This window comes from Amycolatopsis arida, from assembly GCF_900115565.1.
In the GTDB taxonomy this organism is placed as follows: Bacteria; Actinomycetota; Actinomycetes; order Mycobacteriales; family Pseudonocardiaceae; genus Yuhushiella; species Yuhushiella arida.
Genome location: NZ_FOWW01000001.1, coordinates 80022 through 101486 on the forward strand (window position 1 = coordinate 80022; position 21465 = coordinate 101486).

29 protein-coding genes are annotated in these 21465 nt (G+C 68.4%); 12 read left to right on the forward strand and 17 right to left on the reverse strand.

Annotated elements, in window-relative coordinates:
* Positions 1-43: 43 nt before the first annotated feature.
* Together BM051_RS00410 and BM051_RS00415 are read right to left on the reverse strand one after the other, a co-directional pair.
* Positions 44-1021, reverse strand: a complete 978-nt coding sequence (locus BM051_RS00410) for a VG15 protein (protein ID WP_134045932.1) — start codon at positions 1019-1021, stop codon at positions 44-46.
* 155 nt (positions 1022-1176) lie between these two features.
* Positions 1177-2628 carry a phage portal protein gene (locus BM051_RS00415; RefSeq protein ID WP_092526194.1) on the reverse strand — a complete coding sequence of 484 codons (1452 nt, stop codon included), beginning with the start codon at positions 2626-2628 and terminating at the stop codon, positions 1177-1179.
* A 44-nt stretch (positions 2629-2672) separates the two neighbouring features.
* Between BM051_RS00415 and BM051_RS28255 the strand changes: the two genes are divergently transcribed.
* Positions 2673-3248: a hypothetical protein gene (locus tag BM051_RS28255; RefSeq protein WP_134045934.1), complete on the forward strand. Its 576-nt coding sequence runs from the start codon at positions 2673-2675 to the stop codon at positions 3246-3248.
* 1 nt (position 3249) lies between these two features.
* On the opposite strand, the gene BM051_RS00425 is transcribed toward BM051_RS28255, so the two are convergent.
* The gene (locus tag BM051_RS00425; RefSeq protein ID WP_243859270.1) at positions 3250-4941 is read right to left on the reverse strand and encodes a terminase large subunit; all 1692 of its coding nucleotides are present in this window, start codon (positions 4939-4941) and stop codon (positions 3250-3252) included.
* Positions 4901-5461: a phage terminase small subunit P27 family gene (locus BM051_RS00430; RefSeq protein WP_243859271.1), complete on the reverse strand. Its 561-nt coding sequence runs from the start codon at positions 5459-5461 to the stop codon at positions 4901-4903. The genes BM051_RS00425 and BM051_RS00430 overlap by 41 nt, the downstream gene beginning before the upstream one ends.
* Positions 5462-5478: 17 nt before the next feature.
* Between BM051_RS00430 and BM051_RS00435 the strand changes: the two genes are divergently transcribed.
* Positions 5479-5784 carry a PadR family transcriptional regulator gene (locus tag BM051_RS00435; protein WP_092526202.1) on the forward strand — a complete coding sequence of 102 codons (306 nt, stop codon included), beginning with the start codon at positions 5479-5481 and terminating at the stop codon, positions 5782-5784.
* A gap of 669 nt (positions 5785-6453) precedes the next feature.
* Here BM051_RS00435 and BM051_RS00440 read toward each other — a convergent pair.
* The 3 genes from BM051_RS00440 to BM051_RS00455 all read right to left on the reverse strand — a co-directional run bounded on the left by BM051_RS00440 (position 6454) and on the right by BM051_RS00455 (position 9434).
* Positions 6454-6840: a hypothetical protein gene (locus tag BM051_RS00440; RefSeq protein WP_092526205.1), complete on the reverse strand. Its 387-nt coding sequence runs from the start codon at positions 6838-6840 to the stop codon at positions 6454-6456.
* The gene (locus BM051_RS00445; protein WP_208325854.1) at positions 6827-7564 is read right to left on the reverse strand and encodes an adenine nucleotide alpha hydrolase family protein; all 738 of its coding nucleotides are present in this window, start codon (positions 7562-7564) and stop codon (positions 6827-6829) included. The genes BM051_RS00440 and BM051_RS00445 overlap by 14 nt, the downstream gene beginning before the upstream one ends.
* Before the next feature lie 739 nt (positions 7565-8303).
* The gene (locus BM051_RS00455) at positions 8304-9434 is read right to left on the reverse strand and encodes a DUF932 domain-containing protein (protein ID WP_092526208.1); all 1131 of its coding nucleotides are present in this window, start codon (positions 9432-9434) and stop codon (positions 8304-8306) included.
* Positions 9435-9708: 274 nt separating this feature from the next.
* Here BM051_RS00455 and BM051_RS00460 point away from each other — a divergent pair, with 274 nt between their 5' ends.
* The 7 genes from BM051_RS00460 to BM051_RS00490 all read left to right on the forward strand — a co-directional run bounded on the left by BM051_RS00460 (position 9709) and on the right by BM051_RS00490 (position 12408).
* Positions 9709-10059, forward strand: coding sequence for a hypothetical protein (locus tag BM051_RS00460; protein WP_092526212.1), 351 nt, complete (start codon positions 9709-9711; stop codon positions 10057-10059).
* Between the two features lie 163 nt (positions 10060-10222).
* Positions 10223-10408: a hypothetical protein gene (locus BM051_RS00465; protein ID WP_134045936.1), complete on the forward strand. Its 186-nt coding sequence runs from the start codon at positions 10223-10225 to the stop codon at positions 10406-10408.
* Positions 10405-10641 carry a hypothetical protein gene (locus BM051_RS00470; protein WP_134045938.1) on the forward strand — a complete coding sequence of 79 codons (237 nt, stop codon included), beginning with the start codon at positions 10405-10407 and terminating at the stop codon, positions 10639-10641. Before BM051_RS00465 ends, BM051_RS00470 begins: the two co-directional genes overlap by 4 nt.
* Positions 10638-11075: a hypothetical protein gene (locus BM051_RS00475; protein ID WP_092526221.1), complete on the forward strand. Its 438-nt coding sequence runs from the start codon at positions 10638-10640 to the stop codon at positions 11073-11075. The genes BM051_RS00470 and BM051_RS00475 overlap by 4 nt, the downstream gene beginning before the upstream one ends.
* Positions 11072-11491, forward strand: a complete 420-nt coding sequence (locus BM051_RS00480) for a hypothetical protein (protein ID WP_092526224.1) — start codon at positions 11072-11074, stop codon at positions 11489-11491. The genes BM051_RS00475 and BM051_RS00480 overlap by 4 nt, the downstream gene beginning before the upstream one ends.
* A gap of 105 nt (positions 11492-11596) precedes the next feature.
* Positions 11597-11998, forward strand: a complete 402-nt coding sequence (locus tag BM051_RS29525) for a helix-turn-helix domain-containing protein (protein WP_092526226.1) — start codon at positions 11597-11599, stop codon at positions 11996-11998.
* On the forward strand, positions 11998-12408 hold the full coding sequence (locus BM051_RS00490; protein ID WP_092526229.1) for a hypothetical protein: 411 nt from the start codon (positions 11998-12000) through the stop codon (positions 12406-12408). Before BM051_RS29525 ends, BM051_RS00490 begins: the two co-directional genes overlap by 1 nt.
* A 58-nt stretch (positions 12409-12466) precedes the next feature.
* On the opposite strand, the gene BM051_RS00495 is transcribed toward BM051_RS00490, so the two are convergent.
* The 9 genes from BM051_RS00495 to BM051_RS00525 all read right to left on the reverse strand — a co-directional run bounded on the left by BM051_RS00495 (position 12467) and on the right by BM051_RS00525 (position 18652).
* Positions 12467-13288 (reverse strand): hypothetical protein, encoded by an 822-nt coding sequence (locus BM051_RS00495; protein WP_134045942.1) that lies wholly within the window; start codon positions 13286-13288, stop codon positions 12467-12469.
* Positions 13281-13454, reverse strand: coding sequence for a hypothetical protein (locus BM051_RS28845; RefSeq protein WP_166677597.1), 174 nt, complete (start codon positions 13452-13454; stop codon positions 13281-13283). Before BM051_RS28845 ends, BM051_RS00495 begins: the two co-directional genes overlap by 8 nt.
* A gap of 97 nt (positions 13455-13551) precedes the next feature.
* Positions 13552-13962 (reverse strand): hypothetical protein, encoded by a 411-nt coding sequence (locus tag BM051_RS00500; protein WP_134045944.1) that lies wholly within the window; start codon positions 13960-13962, stop codon positions 13552-13554.
* A gap of 95 nt (positions 13963-14057) precedes the next feature.
* Positions 14058-14870 (reverse strand): hypothetical protein, encoded by an 813-nt coding sequence (locus BM051_RS28260; protein WP_134045946.1) that lies wholly within the window; start codon positions 14868-14870, stop codon positions 14058-14060.
* 232 nt (positions 14871-15102) lie between these two features.
* Positions 15103-15939 carry a recombinase RecT gene (locus BM051_RS28850; protein ID WP_243859356.1) on the reverse strand — a complete coding sequence of 279 codons (837 nt, stop codon included), beginning with the start codon at positions 15937-15939 and terminating at the stop codon, positions 15103-15105.
* Positions 15936-17012, reverse strand: coding sequence for a YqaJ viral recombinase family nuclease (locus BM051_RS00515; RefSeq protein WP_341770759.1), 1077 nt, complete (start codon positions 17010-17012; stop codon positions 15936-15938). The genes BM051_RS28850 and BM051_RS00515 overlap by 4 nt, the downstream gene beginning before the upstream one ends.
* A 541-nt stretch (positions 17013-17553) precedes the next feature.
* Positions 17554-17811, reverse strand: coding sequence for a hypothetical protein (locus BM051_RS00520; protein ID WP_092526241.1), 258 nt, complete (start codon positions 17809-17811; stop codon positions 17554-17556).
* A gap of 341 nt (positions 17812-18152) precedes the next feature.
* Positions 18153-18320: a hypothetical protein gene (locus BM051_RS28855; protein ID WP_166677599.1), complete on the reverse strand. Its 168-nt coding sequence runs from the start codon at positions 18318-18320 to the stop codon at positions 18153-18155.
* Positions 18321-18340: 20 nt separating this feature from the next.
* A complete protein-coding gene (locus BM051_RS00525; RefSeq protein WP_092526244.1) occupies positions 18341-18652 on the reverse strand; it encodes a helix-turn-helix domain-containing protein in 312 nt (103 codons plus the stop codon).
* A 197-nt stretch (positions 18653-18849) separates the two neighbouring features.
* On the opposite strand from BM051_RS00525, the gene BM051_RS00530 reads away from it, so the two are divergent.
* From BM051_RS00530 to BM051_RS28860, 3 genes are all read left to right on the forward strand, one after another.
* Positions 18850-19296: a hypothetical protein gene (locus tag BM051_RS00530; protein WP_134045949.1), complete on the forward strand. Its 447-nt coding sequence runs from the start codon at positions 18850-18852 to the stop codon at positions 19294-19296.
* A 145-nt stretch (positions 19297-19441) separates the two neighbouring features.
* Positions 19442-19648, forward strand: a complete 207-nt coding sequence (locus tag BM051_RS00535; RefSeq protein ID WP_134045951.1) for a hypothetical protein — start codon at positions 19442-19444, stop codon at positions 19646-19648.
* A 41-nt stretch (positions 19649-19689) separates the two neighbouring features.
* A complete protein-coding gene (locus tag BM051_RS28860) occupies positions 19690-19836 on the forward strand; it encodes a hypothetical protein (protein ID WP_166677600.1) in 147 nt (48 codons plus the stop codon).
* Between the two features lie 116 nt (positions 19837-19952).
* On the opposite strand, the gene BM051_RS00540 is transcribed toward BM051_RS28860, so the two are convergent.
* Positions 19953-21461, reverse strand: a complete 1509-nt coding sequence (locus tag BM051_RS00540) for a sodium:solute symporter (RefSeq protein ID WP_092526253.1) — start codon at positions 21459-21461, stop codon at positions 19953-19955.
* Positions 21462-21465: the final 4 nt, after the last annotated feature.

Genomic DNA, 21465 nt, shown 5'->3' on the forward strand with positions numbered 1-21465 from the left:
CGGGCCGGTGGTGAAGGGGTGGTGGTGCGCCGTGCGGCGCGAGTCAAAGGAGGTAGCCGTAGCGGCGGAGCGCGGCGATCAGCTCCTCGCGCGGGCGGCCGGAAAGGTCGGCGACGAGCTGACCGGCCGTGGGTCGGGCAAGGCGCGAGCGCTGGTAGCGATGGCCAGGCCAGGTGGCCAGCTCGCCCAGTCGCTGCCCGACCAGCCCGCGCGAGGTGGTGCCCTGGGTAGTGGTCCACCGCCCGGCCACCGGCATCGCGGCGCGGCGGGCGTTGACGACCTGCGCCGGATCAGCCCCGGCGCGGATCGCGGCGGCGTTGCCGGTGCCGAAGCGAGTGTTCTGCTCGGCCTCGCTCATCGACTCGAACAGCGCCCGCGGATGGTGGTCCGGGTTGGACTCCCGCCACTGCTCTCGGGTGACCGGGGCCATGTGGCAGTCGCACCGGGGATGCCGCCGGAAGCCTTGGGAGACCCGGTACAGGCGGCCGGCCAGGATGATGCAGCGATCGCACGCCGGGAGCTTCACCACCCGCTCGTAGCCGGCCGCGCGCCGGTCGGCGATCAGCTGAACCTGCGTCGCGGTGCGGCCGGCGTCAGTGATCTCGGTGGCGGTGTAGGTCAGAGCGCGCCGTAGTCCGATGAGCATCGCGTCGGTGGCGGACATGCCCGCGCCGAGGTCGGCCAGCAACCGGATGATCAGCAGGTCCGCCAGCCCTGCGAGTGGCAGGCCAGTCGTGGTGAACCCGGCGAACGCCGCTGGAACCACGGTGGGTGTGGCCTGCTCGGGTGGCTCGACGCCCAGGACGCCCGCGACGTAGGAAGGCGCCAACGCGGCCGTCTCGGTCTGGCCGGCCTTGATCGCGGCGACGAGCACCGGGGCGACCCGCGCCACGTAGCTGGCCTGCAACCCTCCCCGGTCCAACCCCTGACGCCAGGCGCGCTGGATCTCGGCGGCTTTGCCACGGACGACGGCCTGAGTGGCGTCCAGGTGAGCCCGGCCAGCTCGGGTCGGCGTGGTCACGAACCACCCCCGGATCGGGCGAACCTCAGCGCGTTCCTAGGACAGCGCCGGACCGGACAGGGACGCTGGGAGCATGGAAGACCAGTGGAGGCCCCTGCCCGAGTACGAACCGCCCGTCACCGAGTCCCCCGCGCAGCCAGACCCTAGCGATCCGGCTATCGCAGGCTGGCACCAACCGGCTCCGCCGCCCGCTGCTGAGCCTCCGGTTCGTCCGCCGAGGCCGCCGGCTTGACCCCGTACTCGCCAGCCGGGTCGTAGACCGCGCGAGTCACATCCTCGCGGTCCTCGCGCTCCATGTCCGCGATCTGGTTCTGGGTAAATCCGAGAGTGCGGCGCGCCATCCGGCGCGGAACCAACCGGTCAGCCTGGTAGAGCTTGACCACCGCATCGGACCGCTGTGAGAAGGTGGGCGTCGCGGCGTCGGCCCACACCGTCTCCATCCAGCGCGCGGTGTCCGGCACCGCTCCGTCCCGCACGAGCATCACCAACCGCATGATCCGTTCCCAGGCGGTCTCGAAGCCCTTGATCCGCCGTTCGGCCCGCTTGACGTGCCGGGCTTCTGCGGCCCTGATGCCATCGGCGCTGGCCGGGTTGTCGCTGGAGTAGCCCAGGTTGTGCAGGCTGAGCCCGGACACCGTGGAGACCATCACGGCCAGCGCCCGCAGGGTGTTGTGGAAGTTGGTCAGGTCGGCCTCGTTGAACTGGCCGACCTCGACCCCGTCGTCCTTCTTCGTCTTCGAGGTCGACCAGATCTTGCCCGCGATCGTCTGCCAGACGGAGACCTTCTTGCCGTCGGCGTCGGTGAAGTCGTCCTCGTCGAACCCGAGCGCCCAGCGCCGGGGCATGGCGTGGAACTCCGCGCTGATCATCATGTCCGTCGCGATCTTGCAGGCGGCGTCGGACAGCGGGATCACGTCGTCCAGCTCCGAGGTGCCCAGCGGCGCCCACAACTGCGGCCGGTTCACGATCGGCACCACCAGGACCTCGCCGAGCGCGTGGTCATCCCGGGACACCTCGATGAACCCACCCCGCTCCGACGACAGGACATAGGTCACCGTGTACTCCGGCAGGTACAGCGTGACAAACCGTTGCGTCTCCCCATCCGGTGCCAGGTCGTGCCACCGCTTGATCGCCGCGGCGACCCGTCGGGTCGCCGGGTCCAGCTCGACGTGCACCTCCAACGGCGACTCGATCGTGACCAGCGGGTACCGCTCGTCGGCGACGCGAGGGTTCGTCCCGACGATCGCGTACGCCCGCTTCATCACCATCGCGGTGACGTGCGCCTGCTGGTACCCCGCGTCCAGGTCGTTGTACTGCGCCACGTGATCCAGCTCGGCGTCCAACTCCGGTCGGCCACCGAGTCGGAACCCCTGTAAGTCGATCCGCTCCTCCAACGCGTCCACGACCAACCTCGGCCAGTTGATCACCACCTGCCGAACCCGCTCGTCCAGCGTGTCCATCAGCTCCGGATGCATGTACGACAGCCGCTGCTGGCCCTCGTAGTACTCCAGCAAGCGGCGTAGCTCCGGCAGCTCGGCGTTGTGCCGATGGATTAGCCGCGTGATCCACTGCCTCTCGACCTGACTGGGTACATCGCCGATCGCCAAGGTCTGCCCCCTCGAACCATCAGACGGTGGGAGACACTGGCCACGTGACGAACACGATCACCGCTGGCGCGGCCGTAGCCGCCGCGCTCTTCAGCATCCTCAATGTCGTGCTCGCGGGCCGATTTGCCCGAGGAACTCAGGTCCAGCAATGGCGTCGAGAGTCCGCGCGTAAGGCGTTTGCAGCTCTCCTGGACGCAGCGCGGGAAGCACTAGAGGCAAAGGGCGAGCTGGCGCGGCGATTCGAGCCGCGGCTCAAGGCACAGCGCCGTGCCTCCTCGGGCGACCTTCCAGATGCCTTCGTGCAAGCAGGTATCAGGATGGAGGATGAGGAAGACGGCGAGGCGGTCATTCGTGCCGCCAAGTCGATCGAGACCCTTCTCTACCGCATGGAGGAGCTGGAACTAATCGGCAGCGCCAGGTGCGTCGCTGCTGCACAAGCGCTGGTGGATACGGTCGATCGCGGAATGCCCCGGACTGTGACGGATGACGATGGCGTCGAGGGCAAGCTGGAAACGTTCGGAGCTCAGCTCGACGTATACGGAAGCGCCCGTCGGGCGTTCGTGCTCGCCTGCCGACGTGACCTCGGCGTCGGGCGAGGTCGGTGGCGAGAGATCGCGTAGCTCACCGCACAATCATGCGGCCGGATCTCGCGTGCTTCTGTGCTAGTTCGCGCCATCGGGTGATAGCCATCGCGGCCGTCGGTACGGCGTCGATGCGCTTGGCGACAGCGTTGCGGTCGGGCTTGTCGGGCCGGAGCTGGTCGGCGTCCCCGGCCGGGTGGCGGACCTCCACCGTGTCGAAGCACCACTCGGCGACCGGGTTGGCGTGGTGGGTCCAGCTCCGGGACTTGGTGAGCGCCATCAGCTCGGTCATGCCCCAGGTGAGTCCGCGGTAGGTCTGCGGGATCGGGGCGAGGTCCAGACGCGTCCTCTTGACGATCTCCTGGCGGACGGGCTCGCCGGACCATTCGTCGTAGCCGGCCGCCATGACCTTGAACGTGTGGGAGTCGGCGGCGATGTCGGCGTAGATCATGTCGTAGTCGATGACGTCGCCGGGGGTGACGGTGATCCAGCCGCCGTCGGCCCACTGCGACACGCGGCCGTTGGTCCGGCTGTCGAGGAAGGTCACGGCCGCCTCGGGTAGCCAGAAGCGCCACAGCATCGAGGGCACGCCGTCCAGGCCGTCGGGCACGAGCAGCGCCCACGCGGTCAGGTCGAGCTTGGCGGCGAGGTCGAGTCCGCCGTAGGCGCGGCGGCCGGCCAGCTCGGCGCGCAACCAGTCTGGGGCGGGGGCGACGGTGCCGGCGCACTGCCGGTACAGGTGCATCGGCATCCAGCGGTGGGACTGCTGGACCCACTGGTTGAGCCGGTACTGCCGGAACGCGTTCTCCTTGCTCGGGTCGTTCTTCGCCTCGGCGGCTTCCTGGCGCAGCGACCGGATCGAGAGGAAGTCCCCGAGCGCGGGGTTGGCTAACGGCCAGTTCCGCTCGTCCCAGGGGTCGGCGTCCTCGGGGACGTTGCGGATGTAGGCGAAGCGGTGCCACGCGCGGTCCGGGTCGTCCATGATTCGCACGCACTCGTCGTGCTCGGATCGGGCGAAGGAGGCGGGGTCGTCGCCGGCCGTGGTGGCGGCGACCATGAGCGGTTGGGCACGGGTGCCCATGCCGGTGCGCATGGCGTCCCACAGCCGGGAGTCGCGCTGGGTGAGCACCTCGTCGAAGACCACGCCGTGCGGGTTATGGCCGAGGTTGCCCGCGGCGTCGGCCGCGACGACCTCGTAGTAGCTGCCGGTGCGCTCATCGAGGATCCGCTTGATGTGGTTCTTCACCACGAGCCGCGCGGACAGGACCGGCGAGAGCGCCACCATGCGGGCTGCGACGTCGAAGACCTTGGCGGCCTGGCCTCGGTCCATCGCGCAGCCGTAGATCTCCGCGCCCTCTACGCCGTCGGCCACCAGCAGGTAGAGCGCGATGAACGCCAGCAGCTCGCTCTTGCCGTTCTTGCGCGCCAGCTCGATCCAGGCGATCTGATACCGGCGGACGTAGGACTCCCACTCGGGGTCCCAGGTGACCTCGCCGAACAGCGGCTCGATGATGTCGCGGCGTTGCCAGCTCGCGAGCACGAACGGTCGGCGTGCCCACTTGTCCTTGGTGTGGACGCACAGCTCGGCGGCAAAGGCCACGGCGTGCGCGGCGCGCGGGCGGCAGACGTGGTCGCCGCGCTTGCGGCAGGTCTTGCCGTCGAGGGTGAAGCCGCACTCCGGCAGCCTCGACCTACGAGAGAAGTCGCTCGGCGCTCGGCCGCGTGGCGCCACCCGGCGCGTCCACCTTGAGCTGGGTGCGGTCGGACGGGGTGAGGCCGAACCGTGCGCCGTACTGCGCGAAGGTGGTTTCCGCCTCCCGCTGGACCACCAGCGCGGGGTTCTTCACGAACCCGTTCGGGCCTTGCACCAGCAGCGCCGAACCGTTGACCAGCTTGGTCGCCTGACGGTAGCGGGCGAGCGCTTCGCAGACGATCACGAAGGCGTCCACGTCCCACGGGGTGAGCACGCCGACGGCGATCAGGCTCGGGGCGAGCCGGTCCCACACGACCCGCGCGTCCTCGGAGAGATCAGCCGGCGCGGTCACCTCTCCCTCGGGCGGGATCGGCTCGTGGTGGTTGATCCGGTCGGGCCGGTCGCCGTGCAGGACCTTCAGAGCCGTTGGCTTCGGCTTTACCCCGCGCGCTCCCATTGCCACCTCCTGCTGTTCGTAGCGCTGAACCCGCCCATCCCGTTCGTGGAAGCCGGACGCCGACAGGCGCCGTGCTGGGTACCGCCAGATCCACGTGCCCACCATGTAGAGTACGAGCTATGCGAACCACCCATGCGCTTGTACAGGTCGCGATCGCGATCATGGCGTCCCCGGACGCGAAGCATTGGGGGTATGACCTGAGCAAGGAGTCCGGGGTTCGATCCGGCGTGTTGTACCCGATCTTGCGCAGAATGTTGGAAGAGGGGTGGCTGGTCGACGGCTGGGAGTCAGCGGAGGACATCGGGAAGCGACCACCTCGACGCTACTACACCTTGACCGAAAAGGGACAACAAGAGATTGGCGCCATTCTTCACGCCGCAAAGCACGACGCGCGATTCCGCGGCCTGAGCTGGAGGCTGGCGTGATTGGTGAGCTGATTGGGGGGAGTGCCACGCTCGGGGTCTTGCTGACCTCAGTAGTGGTATTCGGCCTGCTGCCGGGGCTGTTGCTGCGCTTCATAGTGATGTTGTACCCGCATGGGGACCCCCGTCGTCGCGAACTAATGGCTGAACTACGTGCGGTCCCGCGCCTCATGCGTCCATGGTGGGTCGCCGAACAGATTGAGGCGGCAATCTTTGACGGACTTGGAACGCGAATTCGGCAACGGAGACGCAATCAAAAAAGGGCTGCGATAGTAGTTTCGCATCCTTTGCATCCTCGGCATCGCCCGGCTAGAGAGCGTTTATATAACGACATCGATAAGATGACAGAGAGACTACCCGAGTTTGCTCACAAGTATGGACTGATGTGGGTGCTCCGTCGAAATGGTTACGTTCGCATGCGTCGGCGAACCACAAATGGGTTGGTAACGTACGTCCACAAGCAATCTCCCGTGAGACGTGACAACGGTTAAGGCGAGGTTGTGCGACGACCCGTCAGTACTGGGACGGCGAATCATCGCACAACCTTCGCTCAGGTCCCGGAGCTGCGGCCACGGCCGGCGCCCGGCGAGCGGATGCCGAGCCGGCGCGCCGCGCCACGGACCATCGCGCTCGACACGTTGGTGATCCGACGCATGATGTCCCCTCCTCTCCCTACTGGTCATCCATCGGCACGCCGAGCACGCGGGCCACGGCGTAGCCATCCATGTACTTGTCCCCGATCGCGAGCAGCCCGGCGTTGCGCAGGAAGCGCTCCTTGTCCTCGCGCGACTTGAAGCACACCGCGATCCAGTACTCGGAGTCCGTGGCCAGGCGGAAGCGCTCGGCTTCCCGCCGTGCCCGGTCCCGGAACCCCTGCTGGAGGGCGTTGAGCTCCCTCCGGGAGTCCTCCGGTAGGTCTCCGGTGTACTCGACGTCAGCGAGCGGGTCCGGCTCGGGCTCCGCGTTGAGCTGCGCAAGGATGTCGTCGTTCGACTGCTGGTCGCCGACCGCGGCCTGGGCCGAGAGCCGCGCGAGCAGGTCGTCGTTAGAGTCCGGCACGGAACAGCTCCAAGTCCGCCAGCGGGAACCACTCCAGGATGCGGTCGTAGTCGCTCGGCCGGTGCTCCTTGAGCGGCTGGAGGAAGCGCAGGTCGAGCCCGTCGAACGATCGGCCGAACAGCTCGTAGTCGATCGGGAGCGGGCAGCGGTGCTCGGCGAGCATCGACCGGACGTGCCGAATGCGCCAGTCCCACACCGGACTCACCTTGAGCACGTGCTCGCGGACCGGCCCGTGCCCCTTCATCGCCGTGCGCCGATTCGGGGAATCCGCGGCGCGGATACCGTCCGCGGTGTAGGTGGTGGCCGGGTCGAGCTCGTAGACCTCGGTGCACAGCAGCCGGGAGATGTCCACGTAGTCCGGCTCGGGCAGTTGCGCAGCCTCGATGATCAGCCGCCGTTCCGGCGCCTGGAACGTCAGGTTGTTCAACCAGCGAAACAGGCTCGGGTGGGGAAGCTGCGGGATCGCGACCCCGAAGTACCGCTCGAACTCCGCCAGCGACTCGTCCACGAACTCCAGACCCGGCACGAGGTAGAGGTGGAAGGGCCGCACTTCCACGCCGGCCTCCCGCAGTGCCAGCCAGCAGGCGATGGAGTCCTTGCCTCGGCTGAACGCCAGCAGCACCGGGGCGCCCTGGCGTGCCAGCTCCGCCCGGATCTCGGCCGACGGTTGCACTCCCTCGATGACGATCGGTGCAGTCTGGTCGGCGGCAGGGTTGATCACCATCGGCCATCACCCCCGACCAACGTGCCCGGATCGGTGTGGAAATGTGTCGGCACACCCCCGGGCCTGGCTGACGACCAGCTCTGACCGGCCGGGGGAGGGGTAACCCCCTGGAGGTGCCGGCTCACATGCCCAGCGGCCGGCACTGGACGGGGCTCGGTGACCGAGCGGCGGCCGGCTGGCCGGTCCGGCTCGGGCTCGGCCGGCGCGGCGGTGTCAGGCTCACCGGCTACCACCTCGGGTGGTTGGGTCCCGAGCGGTGTGCCGGTTGTGGCACCACTGGCACAACCCTCGGCCATGCTCGGGTCGGTTCGGGTCGAGTCCCTGTCGAGCCAACTTCCGGCGAGGGATCGGCCAGTGATCGGCCACAGTGGAAGCTTGCCCACAGGGTCGACCGGGATGGGTCGGACAGCGGGTGTCCGGGCACCGGCACACCGGGTCACGGGTGAGCACAGCGGTACGGAAGGCACGGTGTCCGGCTGACCGGTATGCCTGCTGTGCTGGGTCGAGCCTACGGCGGGTAGCTGTCTCCTGTGCATGCTCGGCACAGCGACCACCCCGGCAGGATGGTTCCCCACACCCGGGCATGGTGCACGGTGCCGAGGCACGGTACGGCATGGCCAACCCCCTACCGGCCCCACAGGGCAGCCACGAAGCCACACGACACCGGGCACACAGGGACCCGGTGCCTGGAACGGGCAGGGCCCCCTGCCGAGCGGCAGGGGGCCCTGTGGGTGCGGACTCACTGGGCAGCCACGAAGTCGAGCGACTTGGCAAAAGCCCTGTGCTTCAAGTCATTGTACTGACCGGAGAAACTCCGATCGGCCCGAGCGGTAGCCACCTCATCCGGGGTCCGGTCACCGGTCACCGGCACCAGCCAATCCAGGTACTCAGTCAGCGAGTTGTATCCGGCCCACACGGTGCCCCGGATGTTCTCCTGGGTGTCGGCCGACTTGAACAGGGCAGTCAGGGTCTCCCACTGCTCCTCCTCCGGTTTCCTCCAGCCTTCGGACGGCTTGGTGAACTTCTCAGGCCACACAGCCTTGATCAAATCACCGAACTGGTCGGTGTTCATCTTGGTGTTGATCATGCTCTCAGCCTCGGCCTGGAATACCTCAACCCAGTCAAAGTTGATCTTGAGTGCCTCTCGGGCTTCCTGGATCTTGCCAGTAAGTCCCTTGCTGTGCCGGAAGGTGTACTCACTCCGGAAGTTCCGGAGAGCAGCCCTTTCGGTGTTGGCACACACCACCCGGACCGGGGTGGTGACGGCCCGGAGTTTGCCCTGTCCTGAGTAGTTGTTGAACCCTGCCAGGTACAGTCCGATCTCATCGGTGCCACCGATCTTGATCGACTCCGGGAGCTGCATGGTCAAGAAGATGTCCCGACCGCCCCGGAGCGATCCCCCGGTGTCGAATACGGCACCGGAAGTGTCCACAATGGCCTGCATGAACTCTGCGAACTCTTCGGGCTGAATGATCGGGTACTCACCGGAGACGATACCCAGCGGTTGCAGCTCACCGGACACGGGCACGGTGCGATAGGTGCTGTACCAGCCAGGAACTTCCAAGAGGGTTGCGGTGTCCTCCGGGGTGACATGTTGCCCTTCCGGACGGTCGACTTCCTTCGGAACGGGGCACTTCTGTGTGTGCTTGGCACCCTCGGCCCTACGGCACTCCGGGCACCGGCCGGAGGGGACGACAGCGGTAAGGCCAAGGGACTTCTGGATGTTCCAGCCGGAAAGCTGGGCCAAGTCCAGCACTTCCTGAGCGGTCATCGGACCGGGCACCACGGTCCCCAGTCGGTGCCAAGCGGGCTCCCGGGCGGCAGCGAAAGCGGTACTGCCATCGGCCAGTTTCTCAAGCTCATGGGGCATTTGCGGGTCTCCCTGGTTGTGGTTGCTGTCTTGCTGACACCCACAACACTACAGGATATCGGACTATTGTCCAGTGACTGTGATACAGATCACTTTTGATGGACTTATGTCCAACCAGGGCTGAATTCTTGACTTGTCAGCGAGACAGCAAGGCAGGGAGACAACTTCGATGGAATTAGGCGAACCGGTCGGCCGATCGGTGAAACCGGAGCTATCCTCTGATCGGTCCTCTGCGGATGCGATCTTGGGTGACGTGTACCGACCGTACCGGCGAATGGACCTGCGGACCGGCGGCGAGTTGATCTCAGACTTTGTCGCCGCATGGCGTGAATCCGACGACCTGGACATGTGGGTCTTCGGGAAGCGCTGGGCACTCCGCAAGCTCTCCGAGGAGGGCTGCACGATCGTCGTTACGCGCGTCGATCGACCAGTCGAGATCCTGGAATGGCAGCTCGCGCCGGAAGGTCGGCCCGACCGTTACAGCGTCCGCGCGTGGCACGAGATGGTGCGGGCCAGGTTCCTTGACCAGCCGCAGGAGCGCCGCGAAACCGACCCGGGCGGTCGAATCTCGATCCGCGAGCTCTCCACCAGTGCAATCGCGCACCTACCCAAGGGAGAAGACTGATGGCTCTCACCAAGAAGAACCGGTGCGCGGGCTCGTTCATGCCTGCCAAGGGGTACTACGTGTTCGGCCACACGATTCGGGGTCTGTGCTGTGTGTGCGGGGGACGCGTGAGGATGGTCAGCCGCGACGACAAGGTTGCCGCGCACTTCCCCCGGGAGCCGTGATGGCTCCGGTCCGATTTGACGGCGTGGTGGTGTTCGCCGACGGGCGGACCCACCTCGTGCGCATCACCCCGACGTCCTGCTTCCAGTGGGGCGCCACCCAAGACCAACTTGGCGACGTCGCGGACGCCCTCCGGGCGATGTCTGCGGCGCTCGCCGCCACCCTCAAGACCAAGGACGACCGATGAGCGAACTTGTGGACCCGCAGGAGATCCGCCGGAAGATCGCCGCACTGTTCGGCGGCCGTGCGATCGAGCTAGCCGGCAAGGAGAACCCGCGTTCGGGGGTGGACTACACCGAACCGGAGGTCGTCGCGCTCGCCGACACGACGGCCGCTGATCTGGTCGAGGACTGGAACGAGGGCGACGGCACGGTGGCCGCCCTGCTGTTCGAGATCGCCGACGAGGAGGGCTGGTCGTGAGCAAGCACATCATCTGCAAGGTCTGCGATCGCGCCCTCAATCGCTACGTGGACGACGACGGCGTGACCTACATCCACACCTTCAACGACCCGACGAACCACGAGCCGGTGCCCGTCGAGGCCCCGCCGGACTGGCGGGGCCGGTGCGACTTCTGCTCCGCGGAGAAGCCGGAGTTCCTGCTGCCCGCTCGGGACTTCCGCGTGCCGCACCACGACAACGAGATGAGCATCGGCGACTGGGCGGCGTGCGCGTTCTGCGCCATGTTGATCGACTCGAACCGGTGGAACGAGCTGGCCCGCCGGGCGGCGGCCGGACACGAGAAGCTGCATGGCGTCCCGCCGGACGAACTGCGGATCACCTTTGTCCGGGCGCTCTACGGCGAGCTGCGCAAGCACATCAGCGGCTCACTGCGGCCGATCGGAGGTGAGCAGTGAGGAGGCACCCACCGACGCATCGGAGCTGCCAGACCTTCCGGTTCGCGGCCTGGCAGTGGTGCCTCGATACCGCTGAGGAGCTGATCCGCGCCGACGGGGAGGCTGCCGCGACCTTCTATCCCAAGGGCGGCATCACGACCCTGGATCCGCTTCTCCCGCTGGAGCCGGCTCGGCCGGGCTTCATGCGGCTGATCGTGATCGAGATCGATCACGACTACGCGATGACACAGACCAATCTGGCCAAGCCGATCATCGTCGCGCCGGTCGCGCCCGAGAAGGGCGACAACGGCGTGATCGTGATCGACGGATGGCACCGGGTCTACCGGGCGCGTAAGGAGGGTCGGGAGCACCTGCCGACCTACCTGCTCACGCCGTACGCGGAGAAGGCATCCCGCATCCCGGTCTTCATCGGGTAGGACGTGGGCACCCCCGTAACAGGCGATAGCGCCGGTCGCGACGCGGCCGGCGCTATCGTGTCTTCCTGCAACCTCGTGTCAGCAAGACAGCAGGGAGACACCCGGATGGTACGCGACCCACTGATCCCTCGGCTGGTTTCGGTCCCCGAGGCCGCCGAGATTTTGGGGCTCAGGCGCTCGCGCGTACACCAGCTTGTGACCGAGGGCAAGCTGCCGGGGGCGTGGTCAGGCAACACGATCGTGCTCGCCGAGGAGACCGTGCTCCGGTACAAGGCGGGCGAGCGGTTCGGCTTCCCGTCGGTCCTGGCGATCTTCCGCTACAACGAGGACGCCGACGGGTGGGTGGCCGTTGACCGGCGGGCGGTGGCGCCGGACTACGAACTGCCGGACCGCTTCGGCTTGGAGGACATCGGCGGCAACGAGGGCGAGTTGTACCGGGTCGAGCTGCTGGACAACCAGGGCAAGACCCTGGCCGTCAAGACCGTGGATGTCGAGGCGGCGAGCTGATGGGCGCAATCCAGGAGATGCCGCCGGAGGCGGGTTCGTGGCAGGTCGAGATCCGGCGTGAGAGCTTCTACCTGCATCGGGGTGAGGCCGACGACCTGGGCGCATACCCAGGTATCGGATTCTCCTGCCCCGAACACGCACTGCCCAGTCTCGTCGCCTCGTTGAAGCTGGTCGCGGGCACCCGGGCCTACCAGGAGAACCAGCGCCGGCCGAGCGGCTCCTGCGCGATCACGCTCGACTCCGGTCGAGCATGCCTGCACATCCCGGTGATCACCTACGGCGCGCACCGCGAGGGGCAGTGGCAGAGGGCATCCGTGGTGGAGATCCGCTACGGCGAGGTCCCAACCCTGCTGGAAAGGTTGGAAAGCCTGCTAGACGGGACTTACGGGAGGGGGGTCCGGGGGCTGTAGCCACACTGCCGGACGGTGATGTCACCGATCTTGCACGCGTGCTGGCCGGTTCGCAAGGTCACCGGGTGTGTCGGGGCTTACTCACGTGCGCCAGCGCGAGGTCGCGCACGGTGCCGAAGCGGTAGACGGGCCGTCCGCGTCCGTCGGTGCCGTGCGGGACGATCCGGCCCCGGCTGACCCAGGAGTCCCAGGTTCCGCGTGGGATCGTCTTGTCGAGCAGCAACCGTGCCCAGCCCAGGGCCACGGTGGCGGTGACCCGGAGGCCGGCCGCGTAGTCGATCATCCAGTTCCGCCGCTCGGTCACGTCGTGCTCGGTGCCGCAGGTGCCGCACTGCACCCGGTTCGCGCCGGGGTGGGCGTAGAGGTGATCGGGACACCTCTCGCCCTCGATCGGTGCGTCGCACGGGCCGGCGTAGATCCGGTCCGGTGGGCGGTCGATGACCCGGCGGACCCGAGCGACGACGTGGGTGATCTCGTCGTGGAGCTCGTCGGCTGCCGGGTGCAGTGCGAGCAGTCCGGGGAGGCCGACCAGCCAGGCGGCCGCGGCCGCGGTGGACCCGGCCGGCGGGAGCAGGTGCGGATTGCACGCGTGCACCTCACGCGCCCAGGTCGTGATCGTGTTCGCCAACACCCAGCTCGTCTCGCTGGCTGCCTCGTGGTAGGGCATCGGGCGGGCTGCCGCCTGTCCGACCACCCCGGGTCCGGGCGAGGTGGTGTGCTGGCGGGACAGGGTGGTGTTCAGCTCGGCGAGCAGGCCCGGCCCGCCAGCGCCGTCGGTGAGCAGCGCGCGGAGCGCAGCGACGAGTTCCCCGAGACAAGCCGCGCACAGCATGTCGCCGGTGGGCTTGCCGCAGCCGGTGACGCAGGGGCGTTCAGCCACGGGGACCACCGCTTTCGGTGGCCGACCACACGGCGGCGGCGAGCAGTGCGGCCACACCGACCACCAGCCACTTCCAGTCGCCGGTCCACACGCTGGCGACGACGGACGCCAGCAGCAGCGTGAACCCGACCGCTCCCGTTCGGGGCAGGGCTGCTCGCGGGTTCACGCGACCACCAGCCAGAGCACGACGAGCAGCGCCAGACAGACCAGACAGACCGCGACGTAGAGCGCTTCGGGCCAGGACGAGGGAGGCTGGCGGTGGTTCACGCCACCTCCCCATAGCCGGCCGCGCGTAGCAGCGGCACCAGGTCGGCCAGCTCCATCCGCACCGGTACGGACAGCTCGGGACCGGACACCCGCAGGACTTCCGGGTCGCGGGCGGCCTCGATCAGCGCGGCGAGGTCCCCAGCGGGCAACCAGGCCCACCACGTGCCCGGGTCGGCCCGGCGCTCGCGGCGCTGGACGAGGATGCCGTAGTCCGCACCAGCGGCGACTGCCTGCTGTGCGGTTTCGTCGAGCACGGTGGCTATCTCCCTGGAGGAGAGCGGGTTGCGCGCCTTGACCTGCCACACCAGGCCGGGGGTGCCTCGAATGTCGCCGAGGTCGGCGCTGGTCCGATCGACGCTGCGCCAGCCGTTGTCAGGCTTGCGCTCGGCGGCCGGCCAGCCGTGCACCCGCAGGTAGCGGCTGACGTCCCGCTCGGCGCGGATGCCCTTGGCGCGGTTGGCGCGGCCGATCTCGGCGGGGCTGCGGAGCGTGGTTCGGCTGGCTACGGGTGATCCCTCCTGGCGGTCGTGGTGTCGGGGTCGGTGGTGTCGTGGCGCTCGGCGAGGGCGGCGCGGACCCGCTGCATGCCGCGGGCGGCACGGCCGGTGGCGTCGGGATCGTGGTGGCAGAGCCGAGTGCCGACGTAGCCGCGCTCGTCGCACAAGCGGCAGGCGGCGATGGCGCGGTCGCGGTCGGCGGCGCGTGCTCGCTGGTTCTCGGCGCGCCGGGCTGCGGCGCGTGCGGCGGTGTCGGCGTCCCAGCGCTGGGCGGCTTCGCGGGCTCGGGCGCAGACACCGCAGGGTGGTGGGGCGGGGTCGTCCTCGTGGTCGACGCAGCGGTCGGGTGGGCGCTGCTCGGAGTTGCCAGGGTCCGCGCGGGTGCTCGCGCGCGTGCGCGCGCTCCCTTCCCTTCCTTTCCCTTCCTTTCCTTTCCCCGCGGTAGTCGTCGGGGAGGCTGCCGGTAGGGCTACCGGAGGTTCGCTACCTGCGGAGTGTGGATAACTGGCTGGTTTCTCCGGTAGGGCTACCGGAGCCCTCCCGTCGGGGTCCGAGACGCTTCCTAGACCCCTCTCCGGCGGGTCCGGGACGGGTAATGGGGTGCCCTCGGACACCGGTGGGATCTTCGACGGAGTGGGTTTCTGGATGCTCTGGTGGTCGTGCCAGCCGACGATCTCCAGATACCGCCGGCCGCCCACGTGGTAGCGCACGATGCGCCCGTGGGCGGCCAGCGTTTCCAGGTCTTGCTCGATGTCGGCCAGGGACACGTCGTCCAGCGGCCAGATGTCGCCCTTGATCAGCCGAGCGTTGTCCTTCACGCGACCGGCGTCGTCGGCGTGGGTCCACAGGCCGATCCAGGTCAGGCGAGCCCGGAACGGCAGCGCGGCGACGTCCTCGGAGCGGAAGAAGCTCGGCTTGATCGTGCGGATACGGGGCACTGAGAGCCTTTCCCCGTCAGGATGCGTGGGTGTGCGGGTTAGCGGGCATGCAGCGGCGGCGTACAGCCCAGCGGCGCCGCGTGCTGAGCCGGAGCCTGGCTGCGGGTGCTGGTCATGCGTCTCCCTGCGTCGTGGGTTCTTGGTTTCGGGCTTGGTCGCCGGGCGGCTCCGGGCCGTCCCAGGCCGGATCGGCGTCGAGGACCTCGGGGCCGGGGTCGGCGGTGAGGTCATCGAGCGCGTCGGCGTCGAGGTCGGTGCGGACCGTGCCTTCGGCGGCGATCGCGCGGGACATCACGGTGGCCATTGGCAGCCACTTCGCGAGTTGGCGTATGGCCGTCTTGCGGGCCATCGCCTCCCAGTCGGTCACCCACGGCCCCTTGCGGCCGGCGCGCGAGCGAGCGCGGATGGTCTCGACCGTGGCAACGTCGAGCACCTCGAACTCCACGCCGCCGTCGATCAGGGTGGCGGCAGCGTAGACATCGGTGATCGGCCCGCGGTCACCACGGGTCGGCTGGTGGATCAGGTCCGGGTGCAGGCCGTAGGAGTAGGAGAAGCGGTCGCCCTCGTGGACGACGCGAGCGGAGATGTGGCGGAGTTGCCCGGACTGCCAGGCGAGCTTGATCAGGCCGCGGTAGCCGGGGATGAAGGTCACCTGATCGCCGTAGGGGACGAGGTATGCCTCACCGAGCGGGCCGGGCTCCAGGCCGAGCTGCGCGGAGGTCATCAGCGCGCCGAGCAGTGATTCGGGGCGGCACCGCTGCAGGTCGGCGCTCTGCCGGATGACGGTCAGGGCGACGCGGGTGAAGCGTTCCGGGTTGAGGGCGGTGCCGTGCAAGGCCCGGGCGATCTCGGGCTTCTGCCGCTCGATGAGCTGGCGGAGATCGGCACTGTCGCCGCTGCTGGCGGTCTTGCGCTGGGCGAGCGCGGCTTTGGTGGTGGCATTGCTTATGCCTGATCCCTCCCGGCTGTTGGGGTGGAGAACGTGAGGCGGCGGCCGGCGGGCCGCTCGATGACGTAGGTGGCGTAGAGGTCCGGGTGCTCCGCTGCGAGCCGGACGTAGTCCAGTGAGCGGACCGGCTTCGATGGCGCCTTGTGGCTGGCCACCCGGTGGCCGTTGAGGTGCGCTTGCTCGGCCGGTCCCATCGCGGCCCGCAGCCGGTTGTCGATCCCGGCTCGCTCGACCTCCAGCGCCTTGATCTGCTCGCTCAGCTCGCGGCGGCGGGCGAGGTGTTTGTGCCACAGCGGGTCCAACTCCACCGTCTCGCCCGGCATGGCGGGCCAGCGCGCCAGCGCGCGGCGTGTGGTATCGGAGGCGTCGGCCGGTGGCGGATCGTCCCGCTGGACGTAGCCCCAGAACTCGGCTGCGGCGTCCACGAGGTCGGCGATGAGGTCGTCGTCGCGCTCGATGACCCGTTCGAGGTAGGTGTTGGTGTCCAGTAGCGCGACGACGAACGCGCGGGGCGCGTCGAGCAGCCGCAGGTACCACTGGGCCTGGCAGACGTAGTGGATCGGCACGTGGTCGTCGGCCCACTCGGCGCAGGCGCGGTGGCCGCCGGTCTTGACCTCCACGACACCGGCCAACGCTCCGGAGTAGTCCCAGGCCAGTCCATCGACGTTGCCGAGCATCCAGGGGTGGTCGCGGTCGGCGTAGATGCCGGCGCCGCCGGTCAGGATGTACTCCGGGTGCTGGTCGTCCCACTCTCGTAACAGCACCGGTTCCAGGATCTGACCCCAGCGGAGCCGCTCGACCGCGGTGGCGTCGAACTCGGCGGCACCGACGCGGCCGGTCTTCTCCAGCCAGAGCTGGAACGGGGTCCGCCACGGGTTCAACCCGCAGGCGGTAGCCACATCGGAGCCGCCGAGCCCCGCGGCACGAGCACGCTCCCAACGGTCACGATCAGCGCCGGCCGGCAGCACCACCGGCGTAGCGGTCGCGCCCGGGGTCACGGCCGCCTCCGCGCTGGACGTGGAGAGGGGGTGTTGGTGATGGTGCTGATCGGGAGGGAGGATTCGCTTACCCACCAGTGGTCAGGGCGTCCTCCGTCTTCCAGCAGCTCGGCCAGGCAGCGTGGCACCCTGTGCTGTCGTGCCCAGTCGGACCATCGCAGGATGGCCGGGTCCGGTTGGACGGAGACCCGAACAGCCGTTCGATCACAGGTGATCCAGTTCGAGGTCAGGCCCAGGCTCCACCGGTCCGGCGTGGCGAGGTCGGTCAGCCACACCAGCGCCGCACCGAGCATCGGGTGTAGGTGAGGCCGCAGGGTGCCGCTTCGCTCGATCCCGGGGGCACAGTGGGCACAGGTGAAGTGGTAGAAGGCGGCGGGCACTCACGCATCACCGGGCCGAACGGGTAGGGGATTGGCGCGGTACCACTCGTGCGCGTCGTACATCGCGACCGAGTGCGCCGTGGTGTTCCGCTTGTTCGCTGCCGTGATGGCCTGACGATGCGACGCTGGTAGCCGCTGCCAGCAGGTACGGCACGCGAAGAAGGCGGGCTGCACCTGGCGCCCGCAGCCGCCCGGGCAGTCGTGCGTGCGCCGTCGAATCCGTCGTCGTGTCGCGGTCAGTCCTGCTCACCGCCACCGCGGTCGGAATCGTCCTCGGTCTCGTCGCCGGTCTCCGGGCTGCCCGCAGGCTCCTCGTTGGCCAACGTCGGGAGTCGGTCGCGCAGCGCGTCCCAGGTCTCGTTGAAGATCGGCGTGTCCGGATGCGGTCGCAGCAGCGCGGAGGTCGTCGGCTGTTCCTGCTCGGCGGCGTCGGTACCCTGCTCGGCGGGTCGCTGCGCGGTCATCGAGTCCTTCTCGGTCTGCGCGTCGTTCACAGCAGAGCTCCCATCGCGAAGCCGGCCGCGAAGCACAGGCACGCGCCCGCGGTGACCAGACCGGCCACCGCTCGGGGAAGGGGGCGCACCGCTGCCGCTAGCCGACGCAGAGCGCGGCGGAGCCGATCGACCTGGGTCAGCCGGGCGTGCCGCCCAGTCGGCACAGGAGCCAGTAGACGGGTCGCCATCACCCGGCCCGCCCGGACTCGGAACGAAACCGCACGTCGCGGACGAGCCGCTCAGCCTGTCGAGCTGTCATCGTTACGCTCCCCCTGTCGGTGTTGAAGGTGGAAGCCGGCCGGCGAGAAGTCGGGGCACACGCCGGCCAGCTCCCTGGTCCGCTAGGCGCCATGGGCCAGGTCCTCAGCAGAATCGGGACGCAGCAGAACGACCAAGCGATCACGCTGCGCCGGTGTGAACGCGCCGTGCTCGTCAGCAAGATCGGCAACGTAGTCGGCGATCTCGCGGCTGATCCCCAGCCGCTCCAAGTCGGCGTCGGACAGAACCACTCGGCCCGGGGACCGGCCTGTCACGCCGCCCCCGTTGAATCGTCGTCACCCTCATTGCCCTGGTCGGACTCCGCGCTGGCCAGGTACGGGCCGATCAGCTCGGGGCTGGCAGCCGGGTCATCCAGCACGAAGAACGTGCCGTGCGGGACGCCGAGAACGTCTTCGAGCTTGGCGGCCTGCTGGAGCGGAATCACGGGCGCCGCGCCGTTGAGGACCTGACTCAGCCGCACCGGTGAGATGCCTGCGCGGAACGCAACGTCGGCGTGCCGACCGGTGGCCTCGACCAGCTCGCGGAGTGCGCGAGTGTTGCACGCTCGCACGTAAGTGGGCACGAGGTAACTCCTGTGGGTGATCGAACAGGACGAGCCGCACGGACCCCTTGCCGGGCACCCGTGCCGTCCGTCCTGGTCAGCGCCGGGCGATCTTGCCTGCCCTCAACGTTAAATTCGTTTCAACACCCAGGTCAACGGCTACGCTCAGTTAAACGTGCTTTAATTCCTGTCGTATGAGTCAGGTCGGGGGCGGTGCCGTGGATCTCAGCGAGTTGATCTACATGGTCAAGGAGCGAGACGGCCTGAGCTGGCGAGAGCTGACCGACCGTGCGCGGAAGAAGGGGGCGCCCGTCCCCACCGGCCTGTTCTACCTCGCGAACAAGCCGCTCCAGGACTTCCCGCGAACGAAGACGATCCTCGGTCTCGCTGCGGCGCTCGAAGTCGACCCGGACGTCGTGGCCGCAGCCGCTCTGGAGTCGCTCGGCCTACGCCCGCGTAACGAGGTCGAAGTCCAGGTCAAGCAGGCGCGCGTCCATAAGGGTGATACCGGCCCCGAACTACAGGGCCAACCGGGTGAACGCTGGATCATGATCACGCCGGACGACGAGACGTCCGACGACCTGCTTGACTACCTGCAGAAGGCGCCTGACCTGCGCGTTGTCGTGCGGAAGGATCCGGGCGTCTCACCCGACGAAGTTGCTTAGAGGCAGCATCTAGACGCCCGCGCCACCAGACGTAACCGAGTGGTAGGGCGGTCGTCCCACCATTACCGTCCAGTTGGGGGTTACCGCTGGTCGTCGGCCGAAGACAGGCCGTAGACCGTTCACTGGTATGGGGGAGGCCGTACGGGTGACCGATGAGTACACCGTGACGAGAGTCGATCTGGACGGATGCCAGGTGATCATGATCCGGCTCCGCGAGCAAGGCCCGCACGAGGTGCTGGCCGACCACTCGATACCGAGCTGGAAGATCGACGCCTACGTGCGCGCAGCGCTGGTCCGGAAGATCGCCGAACGCCAGAAGGCAGACTCCGATGGCCCAGCCGCCAGCGCATAGCTCGGCCCCAAACGGCCTGTTCGGACCGACGGTAGAGTCTGTTGAACGACGCGAAAGCCCTGTCGCACAACGACTTCCGCGTCAGCGACAACCCGGGAGTGGAAATGTGTCACAAGTCGACACTTGCGGAGGGCAACGAGTTCTGCGTGCTCCGCAGCGCCGCCGAGCGCGTGCCCACCGGGGACTGAGCCACCGAACCCCCGGACCGAGCACGACGCCGGCGGGCCCGCCACCGAACGCGGATCCGGCGGCCACCCCGCGCCGAGCGAGGTGGCCGCCGGATCCCGTCAGCCGACCGTGGGACTCACGCCGCCTTGGCCGCGGCCGCCTCCTCGGGGGTCGGGTCGTCGGTGCGGTGGCGCAGTGACAGCAGCCCGCCGATGACCAGCGTCACCACCACGCCGAGCGGGACGTACCACGGGAAGGCCAGCGGCTTCTGCTCACCGTCCACTGTGAACTCGACGCCGAGGATGAACACCGCGTTCACGACGATGGTGCACAGGAACGCCACGATCGCGTCCAGCTGCCGGGCCCGCTTCACCAGGATGCCGAGGAAGAACGAGCCGAGCAGCGCGCCGTACGTGTAGCTCGCGATGGTCAGCCCCACCTCGACCACCGGCTGGTCCGTGGTGGTGAACATCGAGGCGAACAGCACGAACACCCCGGCCCAGACCAGCGTCCACACCTTCGCGTGGCTGAGCACGGTGGCATCGGGGAGGGTGCGCTTGGTGAACCGGCGGTACAGGTCGCTCACGGTCGAGGTGGACAGCGAGTTCAGCGACGACGAGATCGTGCTCATCGCCGCGGCCAGGATGCCGGCGACCAGCAGCCCGGACAGTCCCGACGGCAGCTCGTTGACGATGAACGTGGGGAACAGCTCGTCCTTCGACGCCATGCCCATGTCGGCCGGCGCGACGCCGCGGTAGAACGCCCACAGCATGGCCCCGACCACCAGGAACAGCGCGAACTGGAAGAACACCACCACACCGCTGGCGATGACCGCCTTCTGGCTGTCCCGCACGTTCCGGCAGGCCAGCAGGCGCTGCACCATCAGCTGGTCGGCGCCGTGCGAGGCCATCGCGAACAGCGCGCCGCCGACCACCGCGGTGATGAACGCGTACTGCGAGGTCAGGATGCCGGAGGAGAAGTCGAACAGCTGGAACTTGCCGGCGTCGAACGCCGCGCCGAGCCAGCCGTCCGGCAGCTTCCCGGCGAGAATGAGCACGGCGAACACCGCGCCGAGGATGTAGATGCCCATCTGCACGACGTCCACCCAGATCACCGCGCGGATGCCGCCAAGGTAGGTGTAGATCACCGCGACCAGCGCGATCGCCGCGACGATCATCCAGTACGACGCGTCGATCCCGAACGCCGCCAGCATGACCTTGACCGGGATCGCGGTGGCGAACAGCCGGACACCGTCCGCGAGCAGCCGGGTGAGCAGGAAGGTCACCGAGGCGGTGCCCTGCATGCTCGTGCCGAAGCGCTTGCCGAGGAAGCCGTAGGCGCTGACCAGCTCGCCGGCGTAGTACTTCGGCAGCAGCACGAACGCCACCAGCACGCGGCCGATCAGGTAGCCGATGGCCAGCTGCAGGTAGGTCACGTTGCCGAGGTAGGCCACCGTCGGCACGCTGATCACCGTCAGTGTGGAGGTCTCCGTGGCCACCACCGAGAAGGTGACCGCCCACCACGGGATCTGCCGGCTGCCGACGAAGTAGTCGTTGGACGTCTTCTGCTTGCCGCTGAGCGCGACGCCGAGCAGCGGTGTGCCCACCAGGAAGACCGCGATGATCGCGAGGTCGAGTGCGCGCATTGAT

Coding starts and splice junctions, on each gene's coding strand:
- BM051_RS00490 (WP_092526229.1), top strand. CDS start 11,998: ATGGGCGCAATCCAGGAGATGCCGCCGGAGGCGGGTTCGTGGCAGGTC.
- BM051_RS00455 (WP_092526208.1), bottom strand. CDS start 9,434: ATGCCCCATGAGCTTGAGAAACTGGCCGATGGCAGTACCGCTTTCGCT.
- BM051_RS00460 (WP_092526212.1), top strand. CDS start 9,709: ATGGACCTGCGGACCGGCGGCGAGTTGATCTCAGACTTTGTCGCCGCA.
- BM051_RS00465 (WP_134045936.1), top strand. CDS start 10,223: ATGGCTCCGGTCCGATTTGACGGCGTGGTGGTGTTCGCCGACGGGCGG.
- BM051_RS00470 (WP_134045938.1), top strand. CDS start 10,405: ATGAGCGAACTTGTGGACCCGCAGGAGATCCGCCGGAAGATCGCCGCA.
- BM051_RS29525 (WP_092526226.1), top strand. CDS start 11,597: ATGGTACGCGACCCACTGATCCCTCGGCTGGTTTCGGTCCCCGAGGCC.
- BM051_RS00540 (WP_092526253.1), bottom strand. CDS start 21,461: ATGCGCGCACTCGACCTCGCGATCATCGCGGTCTTCCTGGTGGGCACA.
- BM051_RS00435 (WP_092526202.1), top strand. CDS start 5,479: ATGCGAACCACCCATGCGCTTGTACAGGTCGCGATCGCGATCATGGCG.
- BM051_RS00445 (WP_208325854.1), bottom strand. CDS start 7,564: ATGGTGATCAACCCTGCCGCCGACCAGACTGCACCGATCGTCATCGAG.